The sequence below is a fragment of the Nannocystis exedens genome, from assembly GCF_002343915.1.
Lineage (GTDB): Bacteria > Myxococcota_A > Polyangia > Nannocystales > Nannocystaceae > Nannocystis > Nannocystis exedens.
Genome location: NZ_NETK01000001.1, coordinates 6907023 through 6932591 on the forward strand (window position 1 = coordinate 6907023; position 25569 = coordinate 6932591).

25 protein-coding genes are annotated in these 25569 nt (G+C 72.9%); 14 read left to right on the forward strand and 11 right to left on the reverse strand.

Translation table 11 applies throughout. From position 1 onward, the window contains the following. The first annotated feature begins 60 nt into the window (after window positions 1-60). The 5 genes from NAEX_RS27170 (at window position 61) to NAEX_RS27190 (ending at window position 6873) form a co-directional block, all read left to right on the forward strand. Window positions 61-471 (forward strand): RidA family protein, encoded by a 411-nt coding sequence (locus NAEX_RS27170; protein WP_096330390.1) that lies wholly within the window; start codon window positions 61-63, stop codon window positions 469-471. Beyond that, window positions 471-3185, forward strand: coding sequence for a carboxypeptidase-like regulatory domain-containing protein (locus tag NAEX_RS27175; protein ID WP_096330391.1), 2715 nt, complete (start codon window positions 471-473; stop codon window positions 3183-3185). Before NAEX_RS27170 ends, NAEX_RS27175 begins: the two co-directional genes overlap by 1 nt. A 10-nt stretch (window positions 3186-3195) precedes the next feature. Continuing rightward, window positions 3196-3744 carry a hypothetical protein gene (locus tag NAEX_RS27180; RefSeq protein WP_096330392.1) on the forward strand — a complete coding sequence of 183 codons (549 nt, stop codon included), beginning with the start codon at window positions 3196-3198 and terminating at the stop codon, window positions 3742-3744. A 130-nt stretch (window positions 3745-3874) separates the two neighbouring features. Beyond that, window positions 3875-6214, forward strand: coding sequence for a serine protein kinase (locus NAEX_RS27185; RefSeq protein WP_096330393.1), 2340 nt, complete (start codon window positions 3875-3877; stop codon window positions 6212-6214). A 329-nt stretch (window positions 6215-6543) separates the two neighbouring features. Then, window positions 6544-6873 carry an SCP2 sterol-binding domain-containing protein gene (locus NAEX_RS27190; RefSeq protein ID WP_096330394.1) on the forward strand — a complete coding sequence of 110 codons (330 nt, stop codon included), beginning with the start codon at window positions 6544-6546 and terminating at the stop codon, window positions 6871-6873. A gap of 83 nt (window positions 6874-6956) precedes the next feature. Here NAEX_RS27190 and NAEX_RS50775 read toward each other — a convergent pair whose 3' ends face one another. The 4 genes from NAEX_RS50775 to NAEX_RS27205 all read right to left on the reverse strand — a co-directional run bounded on the left by NAEX_RS50775 (window position 6957) and on the right by NAEX_RS27205 (window position 10062). Beyond that, window positions 6957-7124, reverse strand: a complete 168-nt coding sequence (locus NAEX_RS50775) for a hypothetical protein (RefSeq protein ID WP_170136041.1) — start codon at window positions 7122-7124, stop codon at window positions 6957-6959. Further along, a complete protein-coding gene (locus NAEX_RS27195) occupies window positions 7121-7603 on the reverse strand; it encodes a GNAT family N-acetyltransferase (RefSeq protein ID WP_096330395.1) in 483 nt (160 codons plus the stop codon). The genes NAEX_RS50775 and NAEX_RS27195 overlap by 4 nt, the downstream gene beginning before the upstream one ends. A gap of 205 nt (window positions 7604-7808) precedes the next feature. Beyond that, complete coding sequence (locus NAEX_RS27200; RefSeq protein ID WP_143140329.1) at window positions 7809-8330, reverse strand: hypothetical protein; 522 nt, start codon at window positions 8328-8330, stop codon at window positions 7809-7811. 520 nt (window positions 8331-8850) lie between these two features. Next, complete coding sequence (locus NAEX_RS27205; RefSeq protein WP_170136042.1) at window positions 8851-10062, reverse strand: cytochrome P450; 1212 nt, start codon at window positions 10060-10062, stop codon at window positions 8851-8853. A gap of 1113 nt (window positions 10063-11175) precedes the next feature. On the opposite strand from NAEX_RS27205, the gene NAEX_RS27210 reads away from it, so the two are divergent. Further along, entirely contained in the window at window positions 11176-11748 is a 573-nt protein-coding gene (locus NAEX_RS27210) for a hypothetical protein (RefSeq protein WP_096330398.1), read from the forward strand. Window positions 11749-12303: 555 nt separating this feature from the next. Here the strand turns inward: NAEX_RS27210 and NAEX_RS27215 are convergent. After that, the gene (locus tag NAEX_RS27215; protein ID WP_096330399.1) at window positions 12304-12930 is read right to left on the reverse strand and encodes a hypothetical protein; all 627 of its coding nucleotides are present in this window, start codon (window positions 12928-12930) and stop codon (window positions 12304-12306) included. 109 nt (window positions 12931-13039) lie between these two features. Between NAEX_RS27215 and NAEX_RS27220 the strand changes: the two genes are divergently transcribed. From NAEX_RS27220 to NAEX_RS27230, 3 genes are read left to right on the forward strand one after another with little or no spacing between them, the layout of a single operon-like run. Then, a complete protein-coding gene (locus NAEX_RS27220) occupies window positions 13040-14752 on the forward strand; it encodes a glutamine--tRNA ligase/YqeY domain fusion protein (protein WP_096330400.1) in 1713 nt (570 codons plus the stop codon). Next, window positions 14749-15207 carry a carboxymuconolactone decarboxylase family protein gene (locus NAEX_RS27225; protein ID WP_096330401.1) on the forward strand — a complete coding sequence of 153 codons (459 nt, stop codon included), beginning with the start codon at window positions 14749-14751 and terminating at the stop codon, window positions 15205-15207. Before NAEX_RS27220 ends, NAEX_RS27225 begins: the two co-directional genes overlap by 4 nt. 21 nt (window positions 15208-15228) lie before the next feature. Then, window positions 15229-15795 (forward strand): hypothetical protein, encoded by a 567-nt coding sequence (locus NAEX_RS27230; RefSeq protein WP_096330402.1) that lies wholly within the window; start codon window positions 15229-15231, stop codon window positions 15793-15795. Window positions 15796-15886: 91 nt separating this feature from the next. Here the strand turns inward: NAEX_RS27230 and NAEX_RS27235 are convergent, their stop codons facing one another. Beyond that, entirely contained in the window at window positions 15887-16039 is a 153-nt protein-coding gene (locus NAEX_RS27235; RefSeq protein ID WP_096330403.1) for a DUF1328 domain-containing protein, read from the reverse strand. A gap of 282 nt (window positions 16040-16321) precedes the next feature. Here NAEX_RS27235 and NAEX_RS27240 point away from each other — a divergent pair, with 282 nt between their 5' ends. Next, window positions 16322-17374, forward strand: a complete 1053-nt coding sequence (locus tag NAEX_RS27240; protein WP_096330404.1) for a hypothetical protein — start codon at window positions 16322-16324, stop codon at window positions 17372-17374. Between the two features lie 338 nt (window positions 17375-17712). Further along, window positions 17713-18183, forward strand: a complete 471-nt coding sequence (locus NAEX_RS27245; protein WP_096330405.1) for a hypothetical protein — start codon at window positions 17713-17715, stop codon at window positions 18181-18183. Between the two features lie 160 nt (window positions 18184-18343). Here the strand turns inward: NAEX_RS27245 and NAEX_RS52260 are convergent, their stop codons facing one another. The 3 genes from NAEX_RS52260 to NAEX_RS27260 form a co-directional block, all read right to left on the reverse strand. Next, a complete protein-coding gene (locus NAEX_RS52260; RefSeq protein ID WP_211302484.1) occupies window positions 18344-19915 on the reverse strand; it encodes a DUF4215 domain-containing protein in 1572 nt (523 codons plus the stop codon). 318 nt (window positions 19916-20233) lie between these two features. Further along, window positions 20234-21877: a hypothetical protein gene (locus tag NAEX_RS52265; RefSeq protein WP_096330407.1), complete on the reverse strand. Its 1644-nt coding sequence runs from the start codon at window positions 21875-21877 to the stop codon at window positions 20234-20236. Between the two features lie 290 nt (window positions 21878-22167). Further along, window positions 22168-22656: a redoxin domain-containing protein gene (locus NAEX_RS27260; RefSeq protein WP_096330408.1), complete on the reverse strand. Its 489-nt coding sequence runs from the start codon at window positions 22654-22656 to the stop codon at window positions 22168-22170. Between the two features lie 119 nt (window positions 22657-22775). Between NAEX_RS27260 and NAEX_RS27265 the strand changes: the two genes are divergently transcribed. Genes NAEX_RS27265 through NAEX_RS27275 form a run of 3 tightly spaced genes read left to right on the forward strand, consistent with a single transcriptional unit; the run spans window position 22776 to window position 24482 of the window. Beyond that, the gene (locus tag NAEX_RS27265; RefSeq protein WP_170136044.1) at window positions 22776-23720 is read left to right on the forward strand and encodes a S1 family peptidase; all 945 of its coding nucleotides are present in this window, start codon (window positions 22776-22778) and stop codon (window positions 23718-23720) included. After that, window positions 23717-24190, forward strand: coding sequence for a hypothetical protein (locus NAEX_RS27270; RefSeq protein WP_096330410.1), 474 nt, complete (start codon window positions 23717-23719; stop codon window positions 24188-24190). The genes NAEX_RS27265 and NAEX_RS27270 overlap by 4 nt, the downstream gene beginning before the upstream one ends. Then, window positions 24183-24482, forward strand: a complete 300-nt coding sequence (locus NAEX_RS27275; protein WP_096330411.1) for a TIR domain-containing protein — start codon at window positions 24183-24185, stop codon at window positions 24480-24482. The genes NAEX_RS27270 and NAEX_RS27275 overlap by 8 nt, the downstream gene beginning before the upstream one ends. A 9-nt stretch (window positions 24483-24491) precedes the next feature. Here the strand turns inward: NAEX_RS27275 and NAEX_RS27280 are convergent, their stop codons facing one another. Next, window positions 24492-25001 carry a type II toxin-antitoxin system RatA family toxin gene (locus tag NAEX_RS27280; RefSeq protein ID WP_096330412.1) on the reverse strand — a complete coding sequence of 170 codons (510 nt, stop codon included), beginning with the start codon at window positions 24999-25001 and terminating at the stop codon, window positions 24492-24494. Window positions 25002-25067: 66 nt separating this feature from the next. After that, window positions 25068-25547, reverse strand: coding sequence for a hypothetical protein (locus NAEX_RS27285; protein WP_143140332.1), 480 nt, complete (start codon window positions 25545-25547; stop codon window positions 25068-25070). Window positions 25548-25569: the final 22 nt, after the last annotated feature.

Consider the following 25569-nt stretch of genomic DNA (forward strand, 5'->3'; position numbering starts at 1 on the left):
GGGTCGCGGCCCGGCGATCGGGCCTTGCCCCAGCCGCGGGCATCGGCGACCCTTGCCGCCATGCAGCATGACGCCCCGCCCGTGGTCCGTACGGTCATCTCCACCCCCGACGCGCCGGCCGCGATCGGCCCGTACAGCCAGGGGATCGTCGTCAGCGGCGGTCGCACGCTCTACACGGCCGGCCAGATCCCGCTCGACCCGCAGACGATGCAGATCGTCGGCGACGGCGACATCAAGGCCCAGACCGAGCGCGTGATGCAGAACCTCGCCGCGATCCTCCGCGCCGCCGGCATGGACTTCACCAACGTCGTGCGCTGCGGGATCTTCCTCAAGGACATGAAGGACTTCGCGGCGGTCAACGAGATCTACGGGCGCCACTTCGGCGACCACCGCCCGGCCCGCTCGACCGTCGCGGTGGCCACCCTGCCGAAGGACGTGCTGGTCGAGATCGACGCCATCGCCGTCGGCTGATGCAGCGACGAACCCAGGCGGCGCTCGCGGGCCTGGTCGTCGCCCTCGCGGCCACCGGCGGGCTGCTCCTGCGCGGCTGCGGACCGAGCTCCCCCGTCGACGGAGAGGTCGCGGGCGGCTCGGGCGAACTGCCCGGCGAGGCGACCGCGGCCCCGGCCGCCCCGCCGGCGCGCGTCCGCGGCAAGGTGATGGTCGAGGTCGGCGGGGCCGTCGAGGCGCCGGCGCAGGCACCTGTCGACAAGGACATGGCCGATGGGACCGGTCCTGACGGCTATGACCCTTCAGCCCTGGACAAAGAGCCAGGTGCCGACGGGCCGCCGGTGCCGCTGGCGCCGCCGCGCGAGTGCAAGGCGCGGGCGTGGCGGGGCGGGTTCCTGCTGGCGGAGGCGAGCTGCGACGCCGAGGGGCAATTCGCGCTCGACCTGGCGCTGCCGGCCGGGCCGCCGGCGGCGGTGACGGTCGAGGCGCTGGTGCCCGGCCACCTGCGCGGGGTGCTGACGGCGCCGGCGCAGGCGGGCACCGAGGCGGTGCTGCCGACGCTGGCGCTCGGGCCCGCGTCCTGGCTCAAGGGACAGGTGATCGATCGCCGCGGGCAGCCGGTCACCGGGGTGCGGATCGAGGCGACGCCGCTGCCGGGCCTCGGCGAGCCGGAGCCGTGGCGGACGGACAGCGACGCGGCCGGGGCCTTCGTGCTCGACACCGTGCCCGCCGGGCCGCTGCGGCTGCGGGCGACCGGGCAGGGGCTGGCGCTGTCGGTGGTCGAGGCGTTCGCGCCGGAGGCGGGGGTGGTGATCGTCGTCGACTCGCTGCAGGACCTGAGCGGCACGGTGGTCGGCGATCCGGCGCTGGTGGCCCGCGCGCAGGTGCGGCTCGAGGGCTCGTCGCTGTGGCCGCCGATCGTCCAGCCGGCCGGCAAGACCGGCGAGTTCCTGTTCTCCGATTTGGTCGACGGCGTCTACGGCCTGGTCGCGCAGGTGCGGGCCGAGCGGCCCGGCGAGCAGGAGTACGCCTCGATCCCGCTCGAGAACCTCAGCCCCGGCGCGCACGTCAGCCTGGCGCTGATCGCCGCCCAGCGCGTGCCGGTCCAGGTCGTCAGCCCCGACGGCTCGCCGGTGCCGCGCGCCCGCGTGACCCTCGGCTACGCCAGCGTCGGCCTGCTGCAGCAGATCGCCGAGGCCGACGACGCCGGCCTGGCCGACCTCGGCCCGGTGGTGCCCGGACCTTATGTGGTGCGCGCCGACGCCGACGGCTACCTGCCGTCGGAGTCGGTCGCGGTCGACGTCGGCAAGGAGGCGCCGGCGCGGCAGACGTTGACGCTGGTGCGCCCGGGGCGGATCGCCGGCACCGTGATCGACGACGACGGCCGACCTGTCCCCGAGGCCAGCATCGTCGTCGACGCCGACACGCTCTACAGCCCCGGGGAGGCGATGATCCGCGCCCGCACCTTCAGCGCGCTGCAGCGCGGCGGCAGCCTCGGGGTCACGCGCGGGGCGGTCCCGCCGATCCCGCTGGTCGGCGACGACGAGGCCGTCGGCACCTGGGCCGAGACCGACGAGCGCGGCGACTTCTCGCTCGACACGCTGATGCCCGGCCGCTACCGCCTGCGCGCGGTCCACGGCGACCACGCCGGCTCGGCGACGGTGATCGTCGACCTCGCGCCGGGCGAGCGCGAGGACGGGGTGGTGCTGACGCTCGGCCAGGGCGTGCCGCTCGGCGGGCGCGTGCTCGACGGCAACCGCCAGCCGATCGCCGGCGCGCGCATCGAGCTGGCCGACGGCTCGGAGGTGACGAGCGACGGCTTCGGCATGTGGAGCGCGGGCCACCGCCGCGGCAAGCAGCGGATCATCATCCGCGCCGCGGGCATGGTGCCGGCGGTGGTCGAGGTCGACCTCGAAGGAAGGGCGACGTCGATCGAGCAGATCCTGCAGCCGGCCGAGGGCGGGCTCGAGGGCCGCGTGCGCGACGGCAACGACCAGCCGATCGCCGGCGTGCGGGTGACGCTGCTGCCGGCGGGCGAGCTCGCGCCGACCGAGGTGACGTACACCGACGCGCGCGGGCTGTTCGAGTTCTCGCGCCTGGTTCCGGGGACAGCCACGCTCGAGCTCGACCACCCGGAGTACGCGCCGGCGAGCAAGCGCGTGAAGATCGACAAGGCCAGCCGCGGCGACGCGCCGGTCGAGCTCGCGCTCGCGCGCGGCTGGTCGCTCGAGGTCGTCGTCCGCGCCACCGGCAGCGGCGACCCGATCGCCGGGGCGCGGGTCGAGGTCGACGGCCAGGTGTGGGCCGCCGACGAGGCCGGCGAGGTGCGGGCCGCCCGGCTGGCGCGCGAGCGGGTGCGGGTGCGCGTCGAGGCGCCGGGCTGGGTCGGCGTGTCGACCTCGTTCGCGCGGCCGGCGGGCGGGGCCCCGGGCACGCTGGTGGTCGACCTCGAGGAGGCGGCCGGGCTCGACGGCGAGGTCACCGACGAGCGCGGCGAACCGGTCGCCGGGGCGCGCCTCTACGTCCGCACGCGCGACGGCAACACCGTGCTGGCCGAGACCACCACCGACACCGAGGGTCGCTGGTCGGTCGAGGGGTTGCCCGAGGGCGACGTGACGGTCGAGGCGATCCCACCGCCGGGGCTCGCCGACTTGCTGGCACCCGTGACTTTACAGACCGACGTCCGCCGCGGCCACGTGACCCGCGAGGTTGACCTGCGCTTCGATCGGCTATGATTCGCGCGCCATGACCATTCGTTCGCCGCGTTACGCGCTGCTGGTGCTCGGTCTCGCTGTCGCCTGCGGAGGCGACCCGAAGAAGCCCGCGACCCCCGATGCCAAGAGCCCCGAGGCCAAGCCGGTCGCCGAGGCCGCGAAGCCGGCCGAACCGGCCAAGACCGCCGACGCCGCCCCGGCCGGCGACAAGATCAAGCTCGTCGACGGCCCCGGCGACGACCGCTTCGCCCTCCGCATCACGCCGCCCGCGGACGCCGCCGTCGGCCGCGAGGGCGTCGTCACCGTCGCGGCCGTGCCGCAGGGCCCCTGGCACATCAACCTCGACTTCCCGACCAAGCTCGCGCTGTCGGCGCCCGAGGGCGTCACCCTGCCGAAGGCCGAGCTGGCCAAGGCCGACGCCGCCAAGCTCGACGAGAAGAGCGCGGAATTCGCCGTGAAGTTCACGCCCACTTCGGCCGGAGACAAGGCCTTCACGGGCGAGTTCAAGTTCGCCGTGTGCCAGGACGAGGCCTGCTCGCCGGTCACCCAGAAGGTCGACTTCAAGGTCGCCGTGAAGTAGCGCGGCCCCGCGGACGCTGTTCGGGGGGGTCGGGCTCGCGCCCCGGGCGCCCGGCCTTTTTGCCGAGCGCGGCGAGCTCGATTACCATGGGACTTCTCGTCACCGCGAAGTGACGCGAACGGAGGCAGCGATGGACGAGCCAGTGAGCGCCAAGACGAGGATCGAGGCGCTGGCGGCCGCGGTCGCCCAGGAGTTCGAGAGCACCCGCCGGGTGCTCAGCTTCGAGGAGTGGTTCGAGCTGCTGTGCGATCAGCCGCACGTCCACGCGCGCAACGCGGCGCAGTACCTGCGCGACTGCTTCGACTTCTACGGCCGAAGGGATGTCCGGATCCCCAGCGGCAAGGTCTCGCGCTTCAAGCTGTTCGACTGCGAGTTCGACGGCGGCTCGGGCCGCCTGGTCGGCCAGGAGCCGGCCCAGAACGCGTTCTACGAGGCGCTCGACAGCTTCGTCCGGATCGGCCGCGTCAACAAGCTGCTGCTCTTGCACGGGCCCAACGGCTCGGCCAAGACGACCTTCCTCGACGCGGTGATGCGCGCGCTCGAGGCCTACTCCGAGACCGACGGCGGGGCGCTCTATCGCTTCTCGTGGGTGTTCCCCAGCAAGACCTCGAAGAGCGGGGGCATCGGGTTCGGCAGCGGGCCGTGGAGCGCGGCGATCGGCGAGGCGACGTTCGCCAAGCTCGGCGCCGAGGCGATCGACGCCAAGCTGAGCGACGAGAACAAGGACCCGCCGCTCTACCTGATCCCGATGTCGGAGCGGGCGGCGCTGCTGGAGTCGCAGCTGCGGGCGGCCCAGGCCCGTGACCCGCAGGACGGCAAGCTCGAGCACTTCGTGATCAGCGAGGCGGCGCTGCGCGGCGACCTGTCGCAGCGCAACCGGCGGATCTTCGACGCCCTGCTCAACATCTACCAGGGCGACCTGCGCAAGGTGTACCAGCACGTGCAGGTCGAGCGGCTGTTCCTCAGCCGGCAGTACCGCAGCGGGCTCGTCACCGTCGAGCCGAAGCAGACCGCCGACGCGCGCAGCTTCCCGGTCACCGGCGACCGCGCCTACGCCAGCCTGCCGCCGGCGGTCGGCGGGCAGGTGCTGTTCGCCTGTCAGGGCGACCTGGTCGACGCCAACCGCGGGCTGATCAACTTCAGCGATCTGCTGAAGCGGCCGTACGAGCACTACAAGTACTTGCTGACGGCCACCGAGTCGGGGCAGGTCGCGCTCGAGCACGTGGTGCTGGCGCTCGACGTGGTGTTCAGCGGCTCGGCCAACGACCTCAACCTGCTCGAGTTCCGCGCGCTGCGCTCGGGCGAGTACCAGAGCCTGCGCGGGCGCCTCGAGCTGATCCCGGTGCCGTACCTGCTCGACTACCGGGTCGAGCGCAAGGTCTACCAGGAGCAGGTCGGCGACGTGCTGCGGGGGATCCACATCGCCCCGCACGTGCCGCGGATCCTGGCGCTGTGGGGCGTGATGACGCGCCTGCGCCCGCCCAACCCGGCCGAGTACTCGCCCAAGCTGCAGGCGGTGCTGTCGCGCCTCGGGCCGCTCGACAAGGCCGACCTCTACGCGTACGGCCGCGTGCCCGCCGGCCTGACCAGCGACGAGGCGCGCGAGCTGCTGCTGGCGGTCCCGCAGATGCATCAGGAGCGGTTCCCCCAGGCGGTCGTGCGCGCCGAGGGGGCCGAGCACCTGCTCGGCGACTACGAGGGCAGCTTCGGCGCCTCGGTCCGCGACCTCAAGCGCGTGCTGCTGGCGGCCGCCAGCGAGCCGGGCACCACCTGCGTCACCGTGCCGCGGCTGTTCAAGGAGCTGCGCAAGTTCATGGGCGACGCGCTCAACCACCGCTGGATGCTGCTGCCGAAGGCGGCGAGCGGGTTCCACCTGCTCGACGGCGAGGGCAGCATCACCGCGGCGGCCTGGAACTACTGGCTCAGCGCGTCCGACTGGGAGGTCCGCGAGGCGATGGGCCTGGTCGACGAGGCCCGCTACCTCGAGGTCTTCAAGAAGTACGTGGTCCACGTCAAGCACGCGGTCAAGCGCGAGAAGATGTTCGACCCGGTCACCGGCAACCTGCGCGACCCCGACGAGAAGTTCATGCAGGGCCTCGAGAAGACGATGGACCCGAAGGCCGGGCCGCACTTCCGCACCGACCTGCTGTCGCGGATCGGCGCCTGGGCGCTGAGCCACCCCGACGAGGAGCCGGCCTACGCCGAGATCTTCGCCGACTACTTCTACCGCCTGCGTGACGACTACTACCGGCAACAGAAGGGCGTGGTGGCCCGGGGGATCCAGCGCATGCTCGAGCTCCTCGCCGACGACCGCCGCGCCGACAACCCGCTCGCCCCGCAAGAAGAGCAGGTCGCCCGCCGCGCGCTCGAGATCCTGCTCGGCGGCCACGACGGCGGGATCAAGCGCGAGCGCCACACCCGCGAGACGCTGCGCGAGACGCTCGTGCAGCTGTCGAAGGCGCGCTACTGACGGCGGGCGGAGCAGGCCTCCCGAGCCGCGCGCCCCGCTCTCGCGGCCGCCTGGAGCGACACGCGCTGCGCGCCGCTCCAGGCGACGCGTCATTGTCGTCAGCGCAGCAGCCGGATGTCGCGACATCGCATTCCGCGCGATGGCGCGCCATAGGGCGCAGTGTGCCCGGGTACTACCATTGGTTCTACGGCCGTGCGCTGACGTACTCGGCGGCGGCATCCGCGATCAATAGGGCCCTTCACGAGCGGCGCTCCTGCGATACCGGCGGGAGCCGCCGGAACGTTGACTCCAGCGGAACAGCGTGTCAGGGTGACCGTCGGCACCCGCGGATGAACGTCCAGCGCTTTTTCAACGAGGACCTGCCAGCGGCGCTCCGCCGTAATCCGACAGGCGCGGCCGAGATCGGCGGGACCTATCAATTCCGGATCTCCGGCCCCGGCGGCGGCGAATGGTGGGTCGAGGTCACTCGCACCAAAACCGGCGTGTGGCAGGGCTACTGGCCCGGCGCCCAGTGCGAGCTGGCGATCGACAGCGCCGACTTCAAGAGCCTGGTCACCGGCGATCCGGACATGGCCGACGCGCTGGCCACCACCGGTCGCCTGGTCGTGATGGGCAGCAAGTCGCTGGTCGCCCGCGTCGGCATGCTCTCGCAGCTGTGATCAGCGGCGAGCAGGTCCCGCTCACGCCGGGTTCCTGATGCGATTGCGAATCGTCGCAGTCGGCAATGACGGGAGTCGAGCGCTCAGCGATCGTCGGTCTCGCGCATGGCGGCGCGCAGGCGGGCCCGCGCGACGCCGGCCCGGACCGCGGCGACCACCAGCCAGACGACTCCCACGACCGCCGCGGCGGCCAGCGCCAGCAGGGCGACCAGGAGCGCGTCGATGTCCAGGCGAGCGAGTCCGAGGGTCATGTCGCTTGGGCCAGGTTTGAAAGCGCAGGTCCGGTGAGGCGGAAGATGGTCCAGTCCGCCACGGCCCGGGCGCCGAGCGACTCGTAGAAGCCGATCGCGGGGGCGTTCCAGTCGAGCACGGCCCAGTCCATGCGGGCGCAGCCGCGCTCGACGGCGATCTGGGCCAGGCGCACGAGCAACTGCTTGCCGATCCCGCGGCCGCGCCGCGCCGGGTCGACGAACAGGTCCTCGAGGTAGAGGCCGGGCCGGCCGCGCCAGGTCGAGTAGTTGTGGAAGTAGAGGGCGAAGCCGACCACAACGCCGTCGTCCTCGGCGAGGAGGCACTCGAAGGGCGGGCGCTCGCTGGCGAGCTGGTCGCGCAGCTCGGCGACGGTCACCTCCACGGCGTCCGGTTCGCGCTCGTAGGTGGCGAGGTCGACGATCAGGCGGTGGATGTCGGCCGCGTCGGCGGGACCGGCGGCGCGCAGGCGAGCGGGCATGGCCGCGAGGATAAACCGCGGCCCGCCGACATGCGAGCGGCGCGCCGTCGCCGAGCGGGCCAGCCGCCCGTGGCGGGTGGCGGAGCCGCGCGACAGAGTGGCGGGTGGCGGAGCCGCGACGGAGCGCCGCGCGGCCGCCCAGTTGCTTGGCTCCTGTCCGAAGGGACATGTCGGCCCCGGCCGGCCGGGACCCTCGCGCGCCCTGCTAGAATTGCAGCTGCAGCCCGCCGGCGCCGACGCCCACGGCGGCGCGCCGCTTGTCGGGTCGCCTGTCGTCGTGCTTGACGAGGCGGCGGGTGAACATCACGGCGGGGACGATCGCGGCGGCCGTGAGGACGCCGAGGATCGGGGCCATGATGCCGGCGGTGCGGCGCTCCTGGCTGCAGTCGATCATCGCCCCGGCGTCCTGCGCGTTGTTGCAGCGACCGAGCATGGCGAGCGGAACGATGAGGCCGATCGTGCCGAGGCCGGCGAGCGCCCACGAGACGCCGGTGCCGACCTGCAGGAAGCGCTGCTCGGTCCGCCAGTCCCGCTTGTAGTCGGGCGGGACGATGTCCGGCTCCTTGCCGGGCGAGATCAGGCCCGGCTGGTTCGCGGGCTCCACGTTGCGCGCCGCCAGCGGGCGCGCGACGGGAGCCTGCGCAGCCGCGACCTGCGCGGGCTCCTTCGCCGCCGCGAGGGTCGAGGTGCAGCAGAGCAGCAAGGTCAGACTTGAACGTGCGAGCATGGGGAATTCTCCTTGAACCTGGGGGCCGCGCCGGTCGGTCGCGACCGAGGCGCGCCAAAAAATGGTCGGATGGCTTATGACCCGGAGCCACGACTGGCACCAATACAGCGGGCTCGAGCGTGAGCCGCCCTATCGCCCGAATCGCCGCGGCGGCGGCCCGTCGCGGGCGAAACCGGGCTCGCGCCGGTCGCCGCCGCGGCGGCCCCGAATGCTCGCGGTCCGCTGGACGCGCCGGTCCGCTGCGAGTATGCGCATATGTCCGAAAGTTCCAATGATCGTACAGGCAGGCGGGCGGGCGCGCAGGCTTCGAGCTCGACGATCGCGGCAGCGAGCGGGTCGGCGCGCGACCCTCCCGACCCGGAGGCCGAGTTCGTTCCGCGAGGCGTCCAGCGGGCTGCCGTGCGGGTGGGCGACCGGGTCGTAGGTCGACAGCCGTGCCGGCGGCCCTCTTCGAGTTCGCCTCGCCGCTCGCGTCGCGGCTCCTGCATCCGAGCGCTCGCCGCCACCGGCGCGAGCGGGGTCAGGCGCGGGCGCGGTAGCCCACCGGCACGCTCAGCGGGCCGTAGACGGCCTCGGTGGGCGGGAGCCAGGGGATCGGGCCGTCGGGGTGGAGCTCGCCGAGGCGGGCGGCGAGCATCGGCAGGGTGATCTGCAGCTGCACGCGCGCCAGCGCGGCGCCGAGGCAATAGTGGATCCCGCCGCCGAAGGTGAGGTGGACGTCGCGCTTGCGGGTGATGTCGAAGCGGTCGGGGTCGGCGAACACCTGCGCGTCGCGGTTGGCGGAGCCGGTGATCGGGAGGAGGAAGCTGCCGCGCGGGAACACGTGGCCGGCGACCTCGACGTCGGCGGTGGCGATCCGCGGCACCCCGAGCAGCGAGGCGGGCGAGTAGCGCACGACCTCCTCGGCGGCGGCCGCCGCGAGGGAGGGGTCCGCGGCGAGCAGGCGCCACTGCTCCGGGTGGGCGAGGAAGGCGGCGAACGCGTGCCCGAGCTGGTTCAGCACGGTGTCGCTGCCGGCCGACATGAAGGTGACGATCATCGCCCGCAGCTCGAGGTCCGTGAGCGCGTCGCCGTTGGTTTCGGCGGCCACCAACTCGCTGAGCAGGTCGTCGAGCGGGTCGCGCCGGCGAAGCGCGATCAAATCGTCGATGAAGGCGCGCAGCTCGAGCATCGACGCCTCGATCTGGGCGCGGTGGGCGGCGACGCTGAGGCCGAACAGCAGGCCGAGGTCGGCGGTCCAGCGGCGCACGCGAGCCTGGGCGTCGGCGGGGATGCCGACGAATGCACACAGCACGCGGCGCGCGAACGGGTCGGCGAACTCGGCCACGAGGTCGCAGCGGTCCTTGACGACCAGTGCGTCGGTGAGCTCCTCGGCGATGGCGACGATCCGCGGGCGCACGGCCTCGACGCGGCGGACGGTGAACGAGCGGCTGATCAGCCGGCGCAGCCGATCGTGCGCGGGGCCCTCGGTGTTGAGCAGGAAGCCGGACATGATCTCGACCAGCGGGCCGTCGTGGATCCCCTGCATGGCCAAAAAGTCAGGTCCGGGGGTCCGCAGCGTCCGCTGGGCCAGCGTGGCCTGAACCTCGCGGTAGCGCAGGATCGCCGGGCCCAGCGCCGTGTCCGCGCACCAGCTCTGCTCGCGCGCGGCCCGGAGCACCGCGTGCGGGTCACGCGAGAAGTCGGATCCGTGGAGATCGAGGAAGGGACGGACTTCGGAGCTCGCAGTCATCCAGATATCGCACGGTACCAGCCCCGCCTCGCGTTTGTCCCTGGGGTGAGTGGAGCCAACACGAGTCTGCTGTCCGCGGTCGTCCGTCCGCGGCGGTCCCCGATCGGTTCGAGGCGAGTCCGATCGCTGCATCAGCAAGGAGCCGAGGTGGCGCTCGACTCGTGGAGCATGCGAGCCGGAGCTCGGCAGAGGCAGAGCCGCGAGCTGGAACCGGTGCAAGGGAGCAGGCTCGCGGAGCTCGCGTCGCGCGAGCGCCGAGGGAGACGGTCCGGCGACATCGAAGCGGAAGACCCTGATCCGGCGGGCTCGCGGAGCCGGGGCTCGCGTCGAGCGATCGGAGCGCCGGGGGCGAGTGAGGCTGGAGCTCGCGTGGGCCGATCGTCAGAGGGAGACGGCCTCGCCATCGAAGCGGAAGACGCCGGGAGGCGAGGGATGCTGGAGCTTGCGTGCAGCTCGCGTGGGCCGATGGCGGGGGAGACGGAAGCGGGAGGCGCTGCGAGCGGAGCCTGGGCTCGCGGAGGTGACGTCGCGGCAGGACGGACGATGGGGGTTCTCCTGCTCTCGTGCTCGTGGGCTTCGACCCCTCGCGCGAGGGGGTCGGAGCCGAGCATGGATCCACGCCGGCTCGAGCGTGACGAAGTCGGGTGCGGGAGGGTCTCGGGATCCTGGAGCGGTGCTCGCGACCTCCGGACTTCACCCAGCAGTGTTCCCCGCGTCGTCGGTGCCGCGCAGGATGACTCCCTCGCGACGTCCGCGGTGCGGTGAGGTCTCCTCCAGGAGCCAGGGGTCCTGAGGTCGTGGGTCGACAGCCCGCGCATGCGCAATCCGGCCGCGGGCTCGCGCCAAGGACGACTCTTCCGGAGCCGCGCGGGGTGCGGGACGGTCCAGGAGGCGGACGGGCGGCTCGCGTGATCTGCCTGGCGCGCGCTCCCCGGCGCTCGCGTCCGCGGATCGAGAGTGCGGGCGCGTCGAATGGCGTGCGAAAATCACGGCAGCCGACCGCCGGCGAGCGGCGGGGCAATGTGAGTACATGTCTCAAGAGACATGTGGTGAGCGAATGTGCGCCCGCGGCCGGCCTTGAGCGGGCGCCCGGCATCGGTCACATTGACGGCAGTGAGCTGGGCGATCACCGTCGGCGCAGGGGTCACGGCCGCGGCAGCGGCGCGCTGGTGGTCGCGGGAGCGCGAGCGCGACGCCCGGCTGCGCGAGCTGACGGCCCTCAGCGAGGAAGGCGACGGCCTCAGCACCGCGCACCTGAGCCGCGGGCTCGGCGAATTGGCCCGGCAGGCGCGATGGGTCCGGCACGCGCTGGCGACCCCGCTGTCGTACTGGGACAACCCGCTGGCCCCGGAGACGCCGTGGGGCCGGCGGGCCCGCTGCGACGCCTACGACCGGGCGATCGGCGAGGCTCGCCGGGCGCTGTGGGAGTGGCTGCTGCTGTTCCGCCGGCTCGACGAGCGCGAGCGCCTGGTCCTGCTCGGGCTCGGGCTGTCGCCGGGGCCGTTCTACGCGGCGCTGTTCCGCCCCGGGGTGTTCGACCGCAGCGACGACCTGTGGGAAGAGGTGCTGTACCCGGAGGCCCCGGACCTGGCGCACGTGTTTGCCGAGCTGCGGCGGACGATGATCGCGCTGCGAGCGTTCGAGGCGACCCTGCTGGCTCGCGTGAACGACCCGTACCGGCGTTGACGCGGCGGTCCGAAAGGGCATGTTTTTCAGGACATGCTTTTCAAAGCATAATTGAAAGAACATGTCGCTCCGGACACCTCGCGGCGGAGGCCTCGCGGCGGGCGCAGGGCCCGTCTCGCCGAGCACACGAGGCCGGCAGCGCGGAGCTCGGGATCGGGGTGGAGATGAGGCCGGCAGCGGCTCGTGGTCGAGGCTGAAGATGAGGCCGGCAGGCCCGCTCGCGGGCGAGGCTGAAGCGCCCACGAGGCCGGCGGCGGTTTCTGAACGAGGCTGGAGCACACGAGGCCGGCAACGGGTTTCCGGGCGAGGCTGGAGCACACGAGGCCGGCAACGGGTTTCCGGGCGAGGCTGGAGAGCACGCGAGGCCGGCGGCGCGGGTTCGTGGTCCGGGCTGACGATGAGGCCGGCGGCGGGCTCGTGGGCGAGGCCGTGGAGCACACGGGGACGGCCGGCGCACGCTCGTGGGCGAGGCAGAAGAGCACACGGGGACGGCCGGCGCGCGCGCGGGGTCGAAGATCGCACGCGGCCCCATCGGGCTCGCGGGCGGGCTGAGGATCACACCGGGCCGGCGGGGCGCACGGCCTCGAGGTCGAGGCTGAACAGGTGGTCGTCGACGGTGAACACCCAGCGCTGGCCGCGGCCGTCGAGGTCGCCGAGGGTGCCGCCGGCGATGAACACCGGGATCTCCGGGTGGCCGCGCCAGCCGGTGCGCTCGCTGCGGACCTCGAGCGTGTGCTCGAGCGTCGTGGCGTCGCCGAGGGACAGCCGCGGGGTCGCGCGCAGGCCGAGGCGGACCTGGAGGTCGCCGCCCTCGAGCGCGATCTTCTGGTCGACCGCGGCCTCGGTGCCGACGACGGCGGTGACGAGCGGGGACGAGAGCACGTCGCCGCGGTCGTCGAGGGCGTGGTCGTCGGCCTTGACCGGCAGGGCGGGGTCGTCGTAGCGGCGCAGGACCAGGCGGAGCTGCACGACCCGGGGGTTGCGCAGCTCGGGCGAGAACTCCTGGACCGCGACCGGCTCGCCGGCGCCGCCGCGGGCCGAGGGGTCGGCGCGGACGAGCGGCGGCGGGGCGAAGTCGACGGTGCGGGTGAGCACGAGCAGCGCGCCGGCCGCCAGGGCGACGTAGGCGTGCCGGCCGAGGAAGGCGCGAACGGCGGTCCAGCGCGGAGATCCGAGGCTCACGGGGCGAGGGAAACACGGGCCGCGCGGGAGGGGCAAATTTCCCGCCACAAAGCCGCCGCGGGCCGCCGTTTGACCCTGCGGGCCCATCTGGAGTACGAAACTCGTCGCCATGACCAGCGAGAGCCAGCCGCCCGTCGACGATGGACCTTCGAACTTCATCCGCGAGCGGATCGCCCAGGACATCGCCGACGGCCGGCGCGGCGGCCGGGTTTGCACCCGCTTCCCGCCCGAGCCCAACGGCTACCTCCACATCGGTCACGCCAAGTCGATCTGCCTCAACTTCGGCATGGCCGCCGAGTTCGGCGGCCGCTGCCACCTCCGCTTCGACGACACCAACCCGGCCACCGAAGACGTCGAGTTCGTCGAGTCGATCCAGGAGGACATCCGCTGGCTCGGCTTCGACTGGGGCGAGCACAAGTACTTCGCGTCGGACTACTTCCAGCAGCTGTACGACTTCGCCGAGGACTTGATCCGCGCCGGCAAGGCGTTCGTCGACAGCCTCACGCCGGAGGAGATCAAGGCCTACCGCGGCAACTTCTACAAGAAGGGCACCGCGAGCCCGTACCGCGAGCGCAGCGTCGAGGAGAACCTCGACCTGTTCCGCCGCATGCGCGCCGGCGAGTTCGAGGAGGGCGAGCACGTGCTGCGCGCCAAGATCGACGTCGAGCACGGCAACATCAACATGCGCGACCCGCCGATCTACCGCATCAAGAAGGTGCATCACCACCGCACCGGCGACCAGTGGTGCGTCTACCCGATGTACGACTACGCGCACTGCATCTCCGACGCGCTCGAGCGGATCACCCACTCGCTGTGCACGCTGGAGTTCGAGGACCACCGCCCGCTGTACGACTGGATCCTCGACCAGTTGACGGTGCCCGGCGACCCGGAGCAGATCGAGTTCGCCAAGCTGAACCTCAGCTACACCCTGCTCGGCAAGCGCAAGCTCAAGCAGATGGTGCAGGAGGGCATCGTGTCCGGCTGGGACGACCCGCGCATGCCGACGCTGGCCGGGCTGCGTCGCCGCGGCTACACGCCGGAGGCGATCCGCAACCTGTGCGAGCGCGTCGGGGTGTCGAAGCGCAACGGCATGATCGACGTGACGCTGCTCGAGCACGCGCTGCGCGAGCACCTCAACGCGACCAGCCCGCGGGTGATGGGCGTGCTCCACCCGCTCAAGGTGACGCTGACGAACTGGCCGGCGGGCGAGGTCGAGTGGATCGACGCGCCGTACTTCGCCGACGACCCGGCGCGCGGGACCCGGCCGGTGCCGCTGGGCCGCGAGCTGCTGATCGAGCGCGACGACTTCAAGGAGCAGGCGGTCAAGGGCTGGTTCCGCCTGAGCCCGGGCGCCGAGGTCCGGCTGCGCCACGTCGGCATCATCCGCTGCGACGAGGTGGTGAAGGACGCGCAGGGCGAGATCCTCGAGCTGCGCTGCACGCTCGACGCGTCGTCGCGCCCCGGCCAGCCGAACGCGAGCCGCAAGGTCAAGGGCACGATCCACTGGGTCTCGGCCGCGCACGCGCTGCCGGTCGAGGCGCGCCTGTACGACCGCCTGTTCATGACCGAGGACCCGAACGAGGCGCCCGAGGGCAAGACGTTCCTCGACAACCTCAACCCGAATTCGCTCGAGGTCGTCCGCGACGCCCGCGTCGAGCCGAGCATGGCCGCCGCGCCCACCGGCACCCGCGTTCAGTTCGAGCGCCTGGCCTACTTCTGCGTCGACCGCGACAGCACCGACGAGCGCCTGGTCGTCAACCGCACGATCGGCCTGCGCGACTCGTGGGCCAAGCTCGAGGCCAAGCAGGGGGACGGGCGATGAATCAGGACCACCGCGTCAACCTCGGCAAGATCGCCCCCGAGCTGTACCGCGCCGTGGTGTCCCTCGACGGGCAGGTGACGCAGCGCGCCCGGGCGGCCGGCCTGGCCGACGGCTTCGTCCACCTGCTGCGCCTGCGCGCGTCGCAGATCAACCACTGCGCCTACTGCGTGCGCATGCACAGCCGCGACGCGCTGGCCGCCGGCGAGTCCAGCGACCGCATCAGCGTGCTGCCGGCCTGGCGCGAGACGCAGTACTTCACCGACAAGGAGCGGGCGGCGCTCGAGCTGACCGAGGCGGTCACCCTCGTCGCCCACGACCAGATCCCCGAGACCGTCTACGCCGAGGCCGCCGAGGTGCTGTCGTCGGAGGAGATCGCCGCGGTCGAGTGGCTGGCGATCCAGATGAACCTGTGGAACCGGATCGCGATCGCCAGCCGCTACCCGGTCGGGCCGTGAGCAGGGGATGGCTTTCGGGACATGTCCTCGGGGCCCGGTAGCATCCGCGTCGCCGGGCTGGTCGCGCTCGCGCTGATCGGCTGCGCGCCCGAGCCCGGCGGGCCCGGCGACGCGGCGAGCTCGAGCGTCGGAGCGACCGCCGCGCCCGCACCGGACGCGCCGCCGCCGCTGTCGGCGACCGACCTGTGCTGGCTGGCCAAGACGCCCGAGGCCTGCGCCGCGGTCGAGCTGCCGGGCGGGCTCGTGTGCATCTGGGGCGAGGTCGTGACCGTGGCGGTCGAGGCCGGCGAGTGCGTGCTCGGCGAGCCGCGCAGGCTGTGCGCGCCGGCGACCTCGGCCGACGAGGCCTGCGTCGACTTCGGGCCGGTCGCCTGCCTCGAGGCGGAGCTGCTGCTGCAGCACTACCAGGAGTCGGACGGCGTCGGCTACCTGTGGCGGCAGCTGCCGACCGGCTGCGCCGCGCCGGCGGCCGTGGACGGCAGCGGGCCGTGGACGAAGTGCCCGTACGAGGAGTTCTCCGCGGTGCCGCCGGCCTGCTGGTGCCGCTGCGGCGGCCCGCCGCCGGGAGAAACGAGCGCGGAGCCGTGAGCACGGCCCCGCGAGGAGGTGCCCTGCGGGACAGCTCGAGCCTCGTGGGACGGACGAAGCGAGCTGTCCCGCAGGACAGGCTGGAAGTCGCTCACCGCCGCAGCACGAAGGTGACCACGGCGAGGATGAGACCGATGAAGGCCAGGATCTTGGCGATGTAGGCGCTCTCGGCCGCGATGCCGCCGAAGCCGAAGACGGCGGCGACGAGGGCGACGATGAAGAAGACGATGGACCAGTAAAGCACGGTGGACCTCCATTCCGGGGCCTCGCGGCTCCCACGGGAACCGTGATCGAGGTGCGAGCAGAGTCAAGCGACGACGGCGTTCGGCGGCGAAACTTGCGGCGCGTCCTCCGCCGCGAGGCCGGTGAACGCGATCGCGAAGACGGCGCGCGCGCGCGGCAGCGGTGGTTCGATCGCGCCGTGGAGGATGGATCTGCGGCGATCTTTCGCTCGCGAGCCTGGGCGCGCGTCACCTGTTGCGAAGGACGCATTGGCCGCTGCGACGACACGACACATGGCTCTGACATGCGAACCATCGACCTGCGCGGCGTCTCCCTGATCGCTCTCCTCGTGTCCGCTGCTCCGGGCTGTCTCACCGCCGAGGGCGTGGTCCGCAAATCGGTACCGGCGGCGCTCGACGAGACCGTCGGCTTCCTCGAGGACCCACAGGCGCAGCAGCGGATCCAGAAGCTGCTGCAGGACCCGCAGATCCAGGAGGCGAGCCGCGAGCTGACCGAGTCGCTGGTCGAGGGCGCGCTCGACGGGCTCACCGACGAGCAGCGGCAGGCCGCGCTGCGCGACATGACCACGCGCTACCTCGACGCGGTCGCCAAGGCGGCGGGCACGAGCCTGAAGGAGCAGATCAGCCCGGCGCTGGCGGCGACGGTCCGCCAGACCCTCGATACCGCGCTGTCGCCGAGAACGCGCCGCGAGGCCAGCGCGATGGTCGACGACCTCACGCGCACGACGGTCACGGCGCTGACGCAGTCGGCGGGCAAGGGGCTGACGGAGGACCTCGGGCCGGCGCTGCGGCAGGTGCTGGAGGAGGACCTGGGCCCCGGGCTGAAGAAGATGGTGCGGGCGGACCTGGCCCCGGCCCTGCGCGACGCCGTGCGCGACGAGCTGGTGCCGGTGGTCGGCATCGTCTCGCGCGAGGCGAGCAAGCAATTGGTGCTCGGCGCCGCCGACGCGCTGGCCGAGCTCGAGGTGAAGCGCGACCTCGGCCAGCTCGAGGAGTCGATGTGGACCCGCCTCGACCACATGCTGCACAGGGGCATCCAGATCAGCCAGATCATCGCGTGGGTGCTGGGCCTCGCGCTGGCGGTCGTGATCGGCCTGGTGGTGCGGGGGACCGTGCTGCGCCGGCGTATCGAAGCGGACCGCGCACGCTCCGAGCGGCTGCTGCTCAGCCTGGTCGACGAGCTCCACCGCGGCTGTGACAAGCCCGACGTCGAGGAGCTGCTGTCGCAGATCCGCACGCGCGTGCCGGACCTCGACGATCGCCACTACATGGAAGAGCTGGCTCGCCGGGCCTCCGGACCGCGGCTGCGCCGGGATCGTCCGCGTCGCCGGCTGTGACGCGCCGAGAGGGAGCGGTGGAACGTCGCACAGGGTCCGCTGATTCGCGCCGAATGTGATGGGTGTGATCCGGGCTCCGCGGTCGTCGACGGCCGGCGGCCGGGGCGCGGACCGTCACAGCGGCGCGTCCGCGTGCGCAGGCCGCACGTGGCCTCGGGACGGCGGTAAACGGCGATTGCGGCCGCTTGCGCGCGATCGCGCGTGCGCGTGCGCGCGCCGGGTCGCGGGATCGAGCAGTTTGTCCATTGCTCGCACGTGGAAATGGATCATTGCATGGACATGCAGTCGCGCGGGTCACTCGCTCCGCGGACCGGAGAGAGGAAGAGGCCATGGAACCTATGGAACTGAAACCCCGCCCGCGACGCGACCGGACCCCTTCGTCGCCGATCCTGCTGCGCCGGCTGGCCCAAGCGGACAGCGACCTCGAGGTGCCGATCGACGTCGAGGTCGTGACGCCGCCGCCGGCCGACGCCCCGGAGGGCTTCCGCGAGCGCCTGGCGCTGGCGCTCGGGACCACCGACGCGCGCCTGCTCGACGCGGCCGAGCGCGGCTACAAGGGCACCTGGACCAGCGTCCAGGCCTACCTGGTCGACCGCCTGGCGCTGACGATGGGCCCCAACTTCGCCGAGGCGCTGGCCAGCCGCCCGCCCGAGGAGCTACTCCGCACCTATTGCGGGGACGAGCGCCTGGTATGGTCGATCGCGGTCAGCGAGGCCCAGGTGATGGTGTTCGAGCTGCCGCGCGAGTCGTCGCGGGCCGCCGCCATCGCCGCGCGGCTGTTCCCCGACGACCCCGATCTGCTGGTGTGAAGATAGGTCCTTCGGGACAGGTCTTCACATTGTCAAAATTACATCAAGATCTCGCCGCGCCGCTGGAGCAGCGGCGAGATCGCGCCGGGTCCACAGGATGACGTGCTCGAGGGGATCGTGACGGCCCGCGTGCATCGAGAGGCGTGGAGCCGCGACGGTATCACGGGGCCGGACACTGCAGCCCGGCGACGCGGACGACCACGCCCTCGCCGGTGACGTAGGTGACGCCGGTGAGCCCCGAGGACGCGACGGCGAGGCCGATCGCCGGCGGAGCGCCCATCGCGGTGGCGTACACGTCCGTGACCGCGGTGTGCGGGGTGAGGTCGGCGCGGAACCACCGCAGGCGCAGGTCGGAGGCGAGCGCGCTGCAGTCGGGCTGCACCGGGACGTCGACGTCGCCGCACTCGGCCCAGGCGACGGCGAGGTTGCCCCACGCGTCGCTGCCGAGGTCGACGAACGGGGCGTGCATCCGCGGGACGTCGGCGACGGGGACGATCGCCCCGGGGACGTCGGCGATGTCGAAGGTCTGCAGGGCGACGCGGCCGTCCTCGCCGACGCCGCCGAGCACGACGCGCAGATCGGGGGTCACGGTCAGGCCGCTCCACGGGTTGGCGCTGCCGGCGACGGCGATCCCGCCGGTCGCGAGGTCGCTGGTGATCGTCGGCCCCGGCGCGCCGTCGACGGTGAAGCGGCGGTAGACGATCGGGCCCGTGGGATCGCCCCAGGCGACCACGAAGGCGCCGTCGGGCCAGGTCGCGACCGTCGGCGGACCGGGGACGCCGACGAGGTGGTCGCTGACCGCGAACTCGGGCGGCGAGTCAGGATCGAAGTTGTCGATCCGGCGCACGAAGACCTGCGAGAGGTCGGGCAGCACGCCGCTGACGTAGGCGAGCGTGAGCCGGCCGGCGTCGTCGAGGGCGATCGCGGGGGACTGCTGGATCGGGTTCTTGCCGACGATCGCGTTGAAGCCGGGCTCGGCGACGCCGGCGACGACGCCGCGGACGATGATGTCGTCGTTGTTGCTGTTGACCTCCCACGCGAGCGCGAGGTCGCCGCCCGGCGCGACGGCGATCACGGGGTCGCGGAGGGCCTGGACGGGCGGGTCGGCGAGGTCGAGCGGGTCGCCGACGAGGGCGCCGTCGGGGGCGACGGTCTGGACGTCGAGGCGATCGAGGAGGGCGTTGATCCGCCAGGCGACCGAGAAGGTGCCCTGGGCGTCGACGCCGATCGCCCGCGGGACATCGTCGCTCTGCTGGGCGCTCGGGTCACCGGTCGCGAGGACCGGGTCGCCGAGCGGACCGACGTACAAAGCCCCGTCGCCGCAGGCGGGCTCGTGACAGTCGGGCCGGCAGGCGGTCGGCTCGCTCGGGTGATTGTCCGGGCCGTCGTCGCACTCCTCGACGCCGCGCTGGACCACGCCGTCGCCGCAGCTGGCCGCCTGACAGTCGTTGCGGCAGACGTCGGCGTCGTCGTCGTTGCCGTCGTCGCACTGCTCGCCCGGGTCGAGCCGGCCGTCGCCGCAGACGGGGTCAGGGTCGCCGGTGGTCGAGGTCGAGGAGGTGGTGGTCGGGTCGCTGCCGGTCGGCTCGTCGGTGGCGCTGCCGGTGGTCGAGGTCGAGGTGGAGGTCGAGGTGGAGGTCGTCGCGGCGCCGGTGGTGTGCAGGCCGCCGTCGCTGAAGCAGGCCGCGGCGGCGCAGGCGAACACCACGGCTACGATCGCCCGGGTCGACATGGCGCCAGCTTACCCCGGCTCACGCCCGCCGCGGGCGGGCCGGCGTGTGCCCCCGCTCGCACGGGCGCGGACGCGGGGCAAAAAGCCCCGAGCGGCGAGGTCGGCCGGCCCTGGGCCGCGCTCGGTCGGGGCCGGATGGCGAGGAGAACATGCTCTGAAGGGAAGGCGTTCGCCGGGCAGCTCCCGCACGCCGGGGTTCACGCGCCGGAGCGCGCGAGCGGCGGGACGGGGCTCGCCGAGCGGGCCTGCATGCCGGGGCGCGTCGTCGCCGTTCGCTCGTGATGACGCTGTCCTCGAGGACATGCCCTTTCAGAAATGTCAGGGAGGACATTGCACGGGGGACATGTTCAAAAGGACCTTGTCGCCCTCGACCCGGGCCACCGCGGCGGCGCCGGTGGGGGCGACGGCGAGGGACAGCGGGCGGGGCATGCCGTTGCGGGTGGTGACCTCGGCGGCGGGGCCGTGCGGGGTCAGGTCGGCGTAGAACCGGCGGAACGAGGAGACCGAGGGCAGGTCGGCGCAGGTCGGCGCGACGTCGCCGGGGGCGCCGCAGGTCGACCAGGCGACGGCGAGGTGGCCCCACGCGTCGGCGGCGACGTCGACGAAGGGGACGTGGCGCGCGTCGACGTCGTCGACCTGGACGCTGCCGCGGGCGAAGTCGGCGGCGTCGAAGCGCTGCAGCACGAGGTGGCCGTCGGCGTCGCGGCCGGCGATCACGGCGGCGCCGTCCGGCTGGAGCGCGGCGCCAGTCCACGGGCGGGCGTTGCCGCCGGTGCCCCCGCCGACGACCAGGCCGGTGGTGACGAGGCGGCCGGCGACCAGGTCGGGGGTGAAGCGGCGGTAGACGATCGCGCCGTCGGGGTCGCTCCACGCGACCAGGAAGCCGCCGTCGGCGTGCAGCGCGATCGTCGGCGAGCCGACCGCGCCGAGCGGGTGGTCGCTGATCGCCTGCTCGGGCGGGCTCGCGGAGTCGGTGAACAGCGGGAAGCGGCGGAGATAGATCTGCGGGGTCTGCTTGAGGCCCCCGGCGCGGTAGGCGGCGATCAGGGCGCCGCCCGGATCGAGGCCCAGCGCGGCAGAGGCGGCCGAGCGATCGGTGAGCGCGAAGGCGGCGGCGGGCAGGTCGGCGGCGACGCCGCGGACCGTCAACTGGTCGCTGTCGCCTTCGGTCTGCCAGGCCACCGCGTAGTCGCCGTTCGGCGCGACGGCGATCACGGGGTCGCGGATCTGCAGGAACGGTTGCTCGACCACTTCGACGACCCCGCCGAGCGGCAAACCGTCGGGGTCGACGCGCCGGGTCTGGACCTTCCCGAGCAGGCCGGTGACGTGCCAGGTGACGACGAAGCTGCCGTCGGCCGCGGCGCCGATCATGCGCGGGGCGTCGTCTCCGCCGTCGATCGCCTCCTCGCCGACGGGGAGCGCGACGTCGGGGCCGAGCGGGCCGACGTAGAGGCCGCCGTCGCCGCAGGCCGGCAGCTTGCAGGTCGGGCGGCAGGTGTCGGGCGCGGTCGGGTGGTTGTCCGCGCCCTGGTCGCAGTCCTCGACGCCGAGCCAGACCACGCCGTCGCCGCAGCTCGCCGCGACGCAGGTGCCGAGGCAGGCGTCGCCGTCGTCGCGGTTGCCGTCGTCGCAGGCCTCGGTGTCGGGGTCGACGACGCCGTCGCCGCACACCGGCGCCGGCTCGCCGGTGGTCGTGGTCGTGGTCGCGGGCGTCTCGAGGCCGGTGGTGCTCGTGGTGGTCGTGGTGGTCGTGGTGTCGGTGGTGGCGTCGTCGGTGGTGAGCGCGGTGGCGCCGGCCGGGTGGTAGCCGCCGTCGCTGAAGCAGGCGGGGGCGAGCGCGAGGACGGCGAGCAGCCACGCGCAGCGCGGGGCGGGGGCGCGACCGACCGTCGCGGGGGCGCGAGGGCGCGAGGCGATCGCCGCCGGCAGCGAGGTGCGCGAGGCGATGCCCCCGTCGAGCATGCGAGGTCGGACCTCGAGGCCCAGGTGCGGGCGAGCCGCGGCGGACCGCCGTGCGCACGGCCGGGAAGCGACGGGACGGGCGCTCATCCCGGCACTTTACTCCGGGCGGCGCGCGGGCCGGCGCTCCGGTCGCGTGTGGTCGCGCGCATGCGCCGACGGGGGTCGGGTGGCCGCCCACGTCGCCGGTCGAGGACATGGGATGGTTTAAGGGACATGTTTTTTAAAACATGTCCGATCGGGCAGCGCCGCCGCAGCGCGACGGGCGGGCTGCAGCGCGGCGAGTGGGCGGCTCAGGAGGCCGAGGACGCGCCGATCTGGCTGACGGCGGCCTTGACCTCGTCGTAGTTGGGCTCGACGCCCGGGTTCGGGGCGACCCACGCGTAGCGGACGACGCCCTGGGGGTCGATCACGAACACCGAGCGCTTGGCGGCGGTGTAGCCGGGCAGGCCGGCGAAGTCGTCGTGGTCGACGCCGTAGGCGCGCACGGCCTCGCGGGCGTAGTCGGACAGCAGCGGGAAATTGAGGCCGTTCTTCTCGGCGAACGCCTTGTTGGCGAACGGCGCGTCGACCGAGACGCCGAACACGGTGGCGTTGAGGCCGTTGAGGGCGGCCAGCGAGTCGCGGAAGGAGCACAGCTCCTTCTCGCAGACGGCGGTGAAGGCGGCCGGGAAGAAGGCGAGGACGACGGTCTTGCCGCTCTGGGCGGCGAGGCTGACGCGCTGCCTGGCGTTGTCGAAGAGGTCGAAGTTGGGGGCGGGGCTGCCGACGGCGACGGACATGGGACGCTCCTTGGAGTGAAGGCCTAGTACCCGCGGGCGCGGCCGCCCGCAAGGGGCCGGGCGGAACCCGGACGTCGGCGAGCGGGCGCGGACGATGTTGCAGTGATATGCTGGCGGCCATGCTCGCATTTCCGACCGCGGCGCTGCTCTCCGTCCTGTGCGGACTGCCGCTCGGCGCGGGGGCGCCGCGGCCGGTGCCGATCGTCGGCGGCGAGGAGGTGCCGGTCGACGAGTGGACCTCGGTGGTGGCGATCCTCAGCCAGGAGACGGTCTCGACCGCGAGCCTGTGCACCGGCACCCTGGTGGCCCCGCGGGTGGTGCTGACGGCCGCGCACTGCCTGTCGCACGAGCCCAAGCTCGACGAGATGGCGGTGGTGTTCGGCGACTCGATCTACACCAAGGACGAGCGGCGCGTGGCCGCGGTCGAGCGCTACGGCGTGTACCCGACGGCCTGTGTCGAGGACTGCAAGTCGGACGCGTGGGACTTCGGCTACGTGATCCTGGCCCAGGACGCGTACGGGGTGGAGATCATCCCGCCGATCACCACGCAAGACGAGTGGGACGAGACGATGCACGTGGGCGACGAGATCCACGTGGTCGGCTTCGGCACCGTCAGCGACGCCGAGGACGACCCGCTGCAGACCACCGCCGACGTCGGTCACAAGCGGATCATGACCACGCCGATCGACACGTTCAGCAAGAGCCGGCGCGAGTTCCGGGCCGGCGGCGAGGGGCAGGACGCGTGCGGCGGGGACTCGGGCGGGCCGGCGTTCGTGCGGCTGTCGAGCGGCGCGTACCGCCTGGCGGGCGTGACGTCGCGCGGGGTTCGCCCATGCGGCACCGGCGACAGCGTCTACGGGGTGCCGTACCCGATCCTGACCTGGCTGCGCGAAGAGACAGGTGCCGACCTGCTGCCCGACGACTGCCCCGACGGCGACTGCCTGGTGATGGCCGAGCCGGCCGAGGGTTGCGCGATCTCGCGCGAGCGCGAGTCGCTGGCGTGGGCGCTGCCGCTGCTGGTGTTCGCGCGGCGCAGGCGGCAGACTCGATCTCCTCGCCGATGAAGCCCGAGCCGTCCCGCGCCGTGGAGAATGCCGCCGAGCGGCGGCGCTTCGAGGAGCAAGTGGCCTGGAAGGAGGTCGACCAACTGCACGCGGCGACGCTGCAGTTCGCCGGCAAGTGCCTCGAGCTGAAGAAGCTGTGCGTGGCCCTGTGCGCGGCGCTGGTGGTGTGGCTGGTCGACAAGGACGTCCGCTTCGTCCAGTGCGCGGTGCTGGCCCTGGCGCTGCTGGTGTTCTTCTGGCTGGCCGACGCGCAGAACTTCTACTACCAGCGCAAGACCCGGCGCGGGATCGCGGCGGCGCTCGGGCGGGCTCGCCTGGCCCGCGGGCTCGGCAACTCGGTGTCGCCGCTCGGGCTCGAGAAGGACGCCGTCGGCTCGGTGCTGTCGAGCCTGCTCAACGCGTCGCAGCTGTTCTACTTCTACGTCGGCGTGGTCGTGCTCGTCGCCCTGGCGCTGACGCACCATGCTTAACCCGCTCCGCCGGTTCGACCGCCGGCGCACGTTCATCAGCTACGCGGTCCGCGACCTGCCGCTGTCGCGCGCCCACCTCGAGCGCCTGCGCGCCTGCGACGAGTTCGTGTTCCTCGACTACCCGCAGCGGTGGTCGACGTCGGCGCAGCGCACGATCGTCGAGTGGGTGCGCTCGGCCGACCGCGTGATCTACGTGGCGACGCCGCACAGCCGACTCTCGCGGTGGGTGCGCTTCGAGGTCGAGGCGGCGCGCCGCTGCGGCGTGCCCGTCGAGCGCGTGGCGCTGCTGTGAGCGCGCGCCTCAGGACTTGGCCAGGTGGGCCTGCAGGTCGGCGAGGTACTGCTTCGTGGCGCCCTCCCAGCCGAAGATGGCGCCGGCGAGGAAGCGCAGCGCGGGGTTGGGCACGTCGCCGACCTCGGTGAGGGTGAGGCGCGTGCCGCCGCCCTCGGCGGGGGCGAACTGGAACACCCAGTGGCCGGCGAAGGAGCGGCCGGGGTCGGCCATCTCGCTGACGAAGCGCTCGTTCGGCACGTCCTCGGTGATCTCGAACGTGTTCACGCCGTCGTCGCCGATCTCGCGGTAGACCCGGCGGTCGCCCTTGTCGGGCAGGAGCTCGACGCGCTTCAGGTCGGAGCGCCAGCTCGGCTGCGACTCGACGTCGCGCACCGCCGCGTACACAACCTCGGGCGCGGCCGGCAGCACCACGCTCTCCATGGCGATGTGTTGCCGCGGCATGAACAGGCCGCCGACGGTGATGAGCACGAACACGCCGAGGAGCCAGAAGACGACGCGGAGGACGCGGCGGGGCATCGCCCTCGCGAATAGCCGCGCCGCGGGCGGCCGTCAAGACGTGGCGCTTGAGACAGGTCGGCCGCGTCAGTTCGGCTTGGGCGCGTCCGGCGGCAGCTTGGGCGGCGGGGGGCGGATCTGGCTGCTGATGTCGCCGAGGTCGATCTCGACGGCGCCCAGGCCGTCCAGCGCGATCTTGAAGCTCATGCCGGCGTCGCCATCGAACAGGAGGCGGGCGCCGAGCCGCGCGGTGGCGACGAGCGGGACCGGGTCACCGGCGGGGGTCAGCAGGTTGCGCCCGCTGGTCGCGGTGACGCGGACGGTGCGGGCCGGGCTCGGCGCGCCGGGCTCGACCACGAGGTCGAGGCCGCGGTCCTGCCAGGCGATCCATGTCTCTGGGGACAGGTTGATACGGCCGCCGCTGACGCGCTGCCCGACGCACTCGAACACCGGGAGGCTGCCGCTCGTGCCGTAGCGGACGGTGAGGAGGCCGTCCGGCAGCGTCACGGGGACGAACGACGCGATCAGCGGGCGGGGGCTGCGGACGAAGGTCATTCGGGTCGACATCGGCGCTTATGGGTGGCGCGAC

What these genes read in the sequence shown, in the direction of transcription:
- NAEX_RS27280 (WP_096330412.1), bottom strand. Translation starts at nt 25,001, where the DNA reads ATGCCCCGCCGCGTCCTCCGCGTCGTCTTCTGGCTCCTCGGCGTGTTC.
- NAEX_RS52260 (WP_211302484.1), bottom strand. Translation starts at nt 19,915, where the DNA reads ATGTCGACCCGGGCGATCGTAGCCGTGGTGTTCGCCTGCGCCGCCGCG.
- NAEX_RS52265 (WP_096330407.1), bottom strand. Translation starts at nt 21,877, where the DNA reads ATGCTCGACGGGGGCATCGCCTCGCGCACCTCGCTGCCGGCGGCGATC.
- NAEX_RS27265 (WP_170136044.1), top strand. Translation starts at nt 22,776, where the DNA reads ATGCTCGCATTTCCGACCGCGGCGCTGCTCTCCGTCCTGTGCGGACTG.
- NAEX_RS27275 (WP_096330411.1), top strand. Translation starts at nt 24,183, where the DNA reads ATGCTTAACCCGCTCCGCCGGTTCGACCGCCGGCGCACGTTCATCAGC.
- NAEX_RS27185 (WP_096330393.1), top strand. Translation starts at nt 3,875, where the DNA reads ATGGACGAGCCAGTGAGCGCCAAGACGAGGATCGAGGCGCTGGCGGCC.
- NAEX_RS27230 (WP_096330402.1), top strand. Translation starts at nt 15,229, where the DNA reads ATGTCCTCGGGGCCCGGTAGCATCCGCGTCGCCGGGCTGGTCGCGCTC.
- NAEX_RS27225 (WP_096330401.1), top strand. Translation starts at nt 14,749, where the DNA reads ATGAATCAGGACCACCGCGTCAACCTCGGCAAGATCGCCCCCGAGCTG.
- NAEX_RS27195 (WP_096330395.1), bottom strand. Translation starts at nt 7,603, where the DNA reads ATGCCCGCTCGCCTGCGCGCCGCCGGTCCCGCCGACGCGGCCGACATC.
- NAEX_RS27175 (WP_096330391.1), top strand. Translation starts at nt 471, where the DNA reads ATGCAGCGACGAACCCAGGCGGCGCTCGCGGGCCTGGTCGTCGCCCTC.
- NAEX_RS50775 (WP_170136041.1), bottom strand. Translation starts at nt 7,124, where the DNA reads ATGACCCTCGGACTCGCTCGCCTGGACATCGACGCGCTCCTGGTCGCC.
- NAEX_RS27205 (WP_170136042.1), bottom strand. Translation starts at nt 10,062, where the DNA reads ATGACTGCGAGCTCCGAAGTCCGTCCCTTCCTCGATCTCCACGGATCC.
- NAEX_RS27170 (WP_096330390.1), top strand. Translation starts at nt 61, where the DNA reads ATGCAGCATGACGCCCCGCCCGTGGTCCGTACGGTCATCTCCACCCCC.
- NAEX_RS27245 (WP_096330405.1), top strand. Translation starts at nt 17,713, where the DNA reads ATGGAACTGAAACCCCGCCCGCGACGCGACCGGACCCCTTCGTCGCCG.
- NAEX_RS27260 (WP_096330408.1), bottom strand. Translation starts at nt 22,656, where the DNA reads ATGTCCGTCGCCGTCGGCAGCCCCGCCCCCAACTTCGACCTCTTCGAC.
- NAEX_RS27240 (WP_096330404.1), top strand. Translation starts at nt 16,322, where the DNA reads ATGCGAACCATCGACCTGCGCGGCGTCTCCCTGATCGCTCTCCTCGTG.
- NAEX_RS27285 (WP_143140332.1), bottom strand. Translation starts at nt 25,547, where the DNA reads ATGTCGACCCGAATGACCTTCGTCCGCAGCCCCCGCCCGCTGATCGCG.
- NAEX_RS27200 (WP_143140329.1), bottom strand. Translation starts at nt 8,330, where the DNA reads ATGCTCGCACGTTCAAGTCTGACCTTGCTGCTCTGCTGCACCTCGACC.
- NAEX_RS27180 (WP_096330392.1), top strand. Translation starts at nt 3,196, where the DNA reads ATGACCATTCGTTCGCCGCGTTACGCGCTGCTGGTGCTCGGTCTCGCT.
- NAEX_RS27220 (WP_096330400.1), top strand. Translation starts at nt 13,040, where the DNA reads ATGACCAGCGAGAGCCAGCCGCCCGTCGACGATGGACCTTCGAACTTC.
- NAEX_RS27270 (WP_096330410.1), top strand. Translation starts at nt 23,717, where the DNA reads ATGAAGCCCGAGCCGTCCCGCGCCGTGGAGAATGCCGCCGAGCGGCGG.
- NAEX_RS27190 (WP_096330394.1), top strand. Translation starts at nt 6,544, where the DNA reads ATGAACGTCCAGCGCTTTTTCAACGAGGACCTGCCAGCGGCGCTCCGC.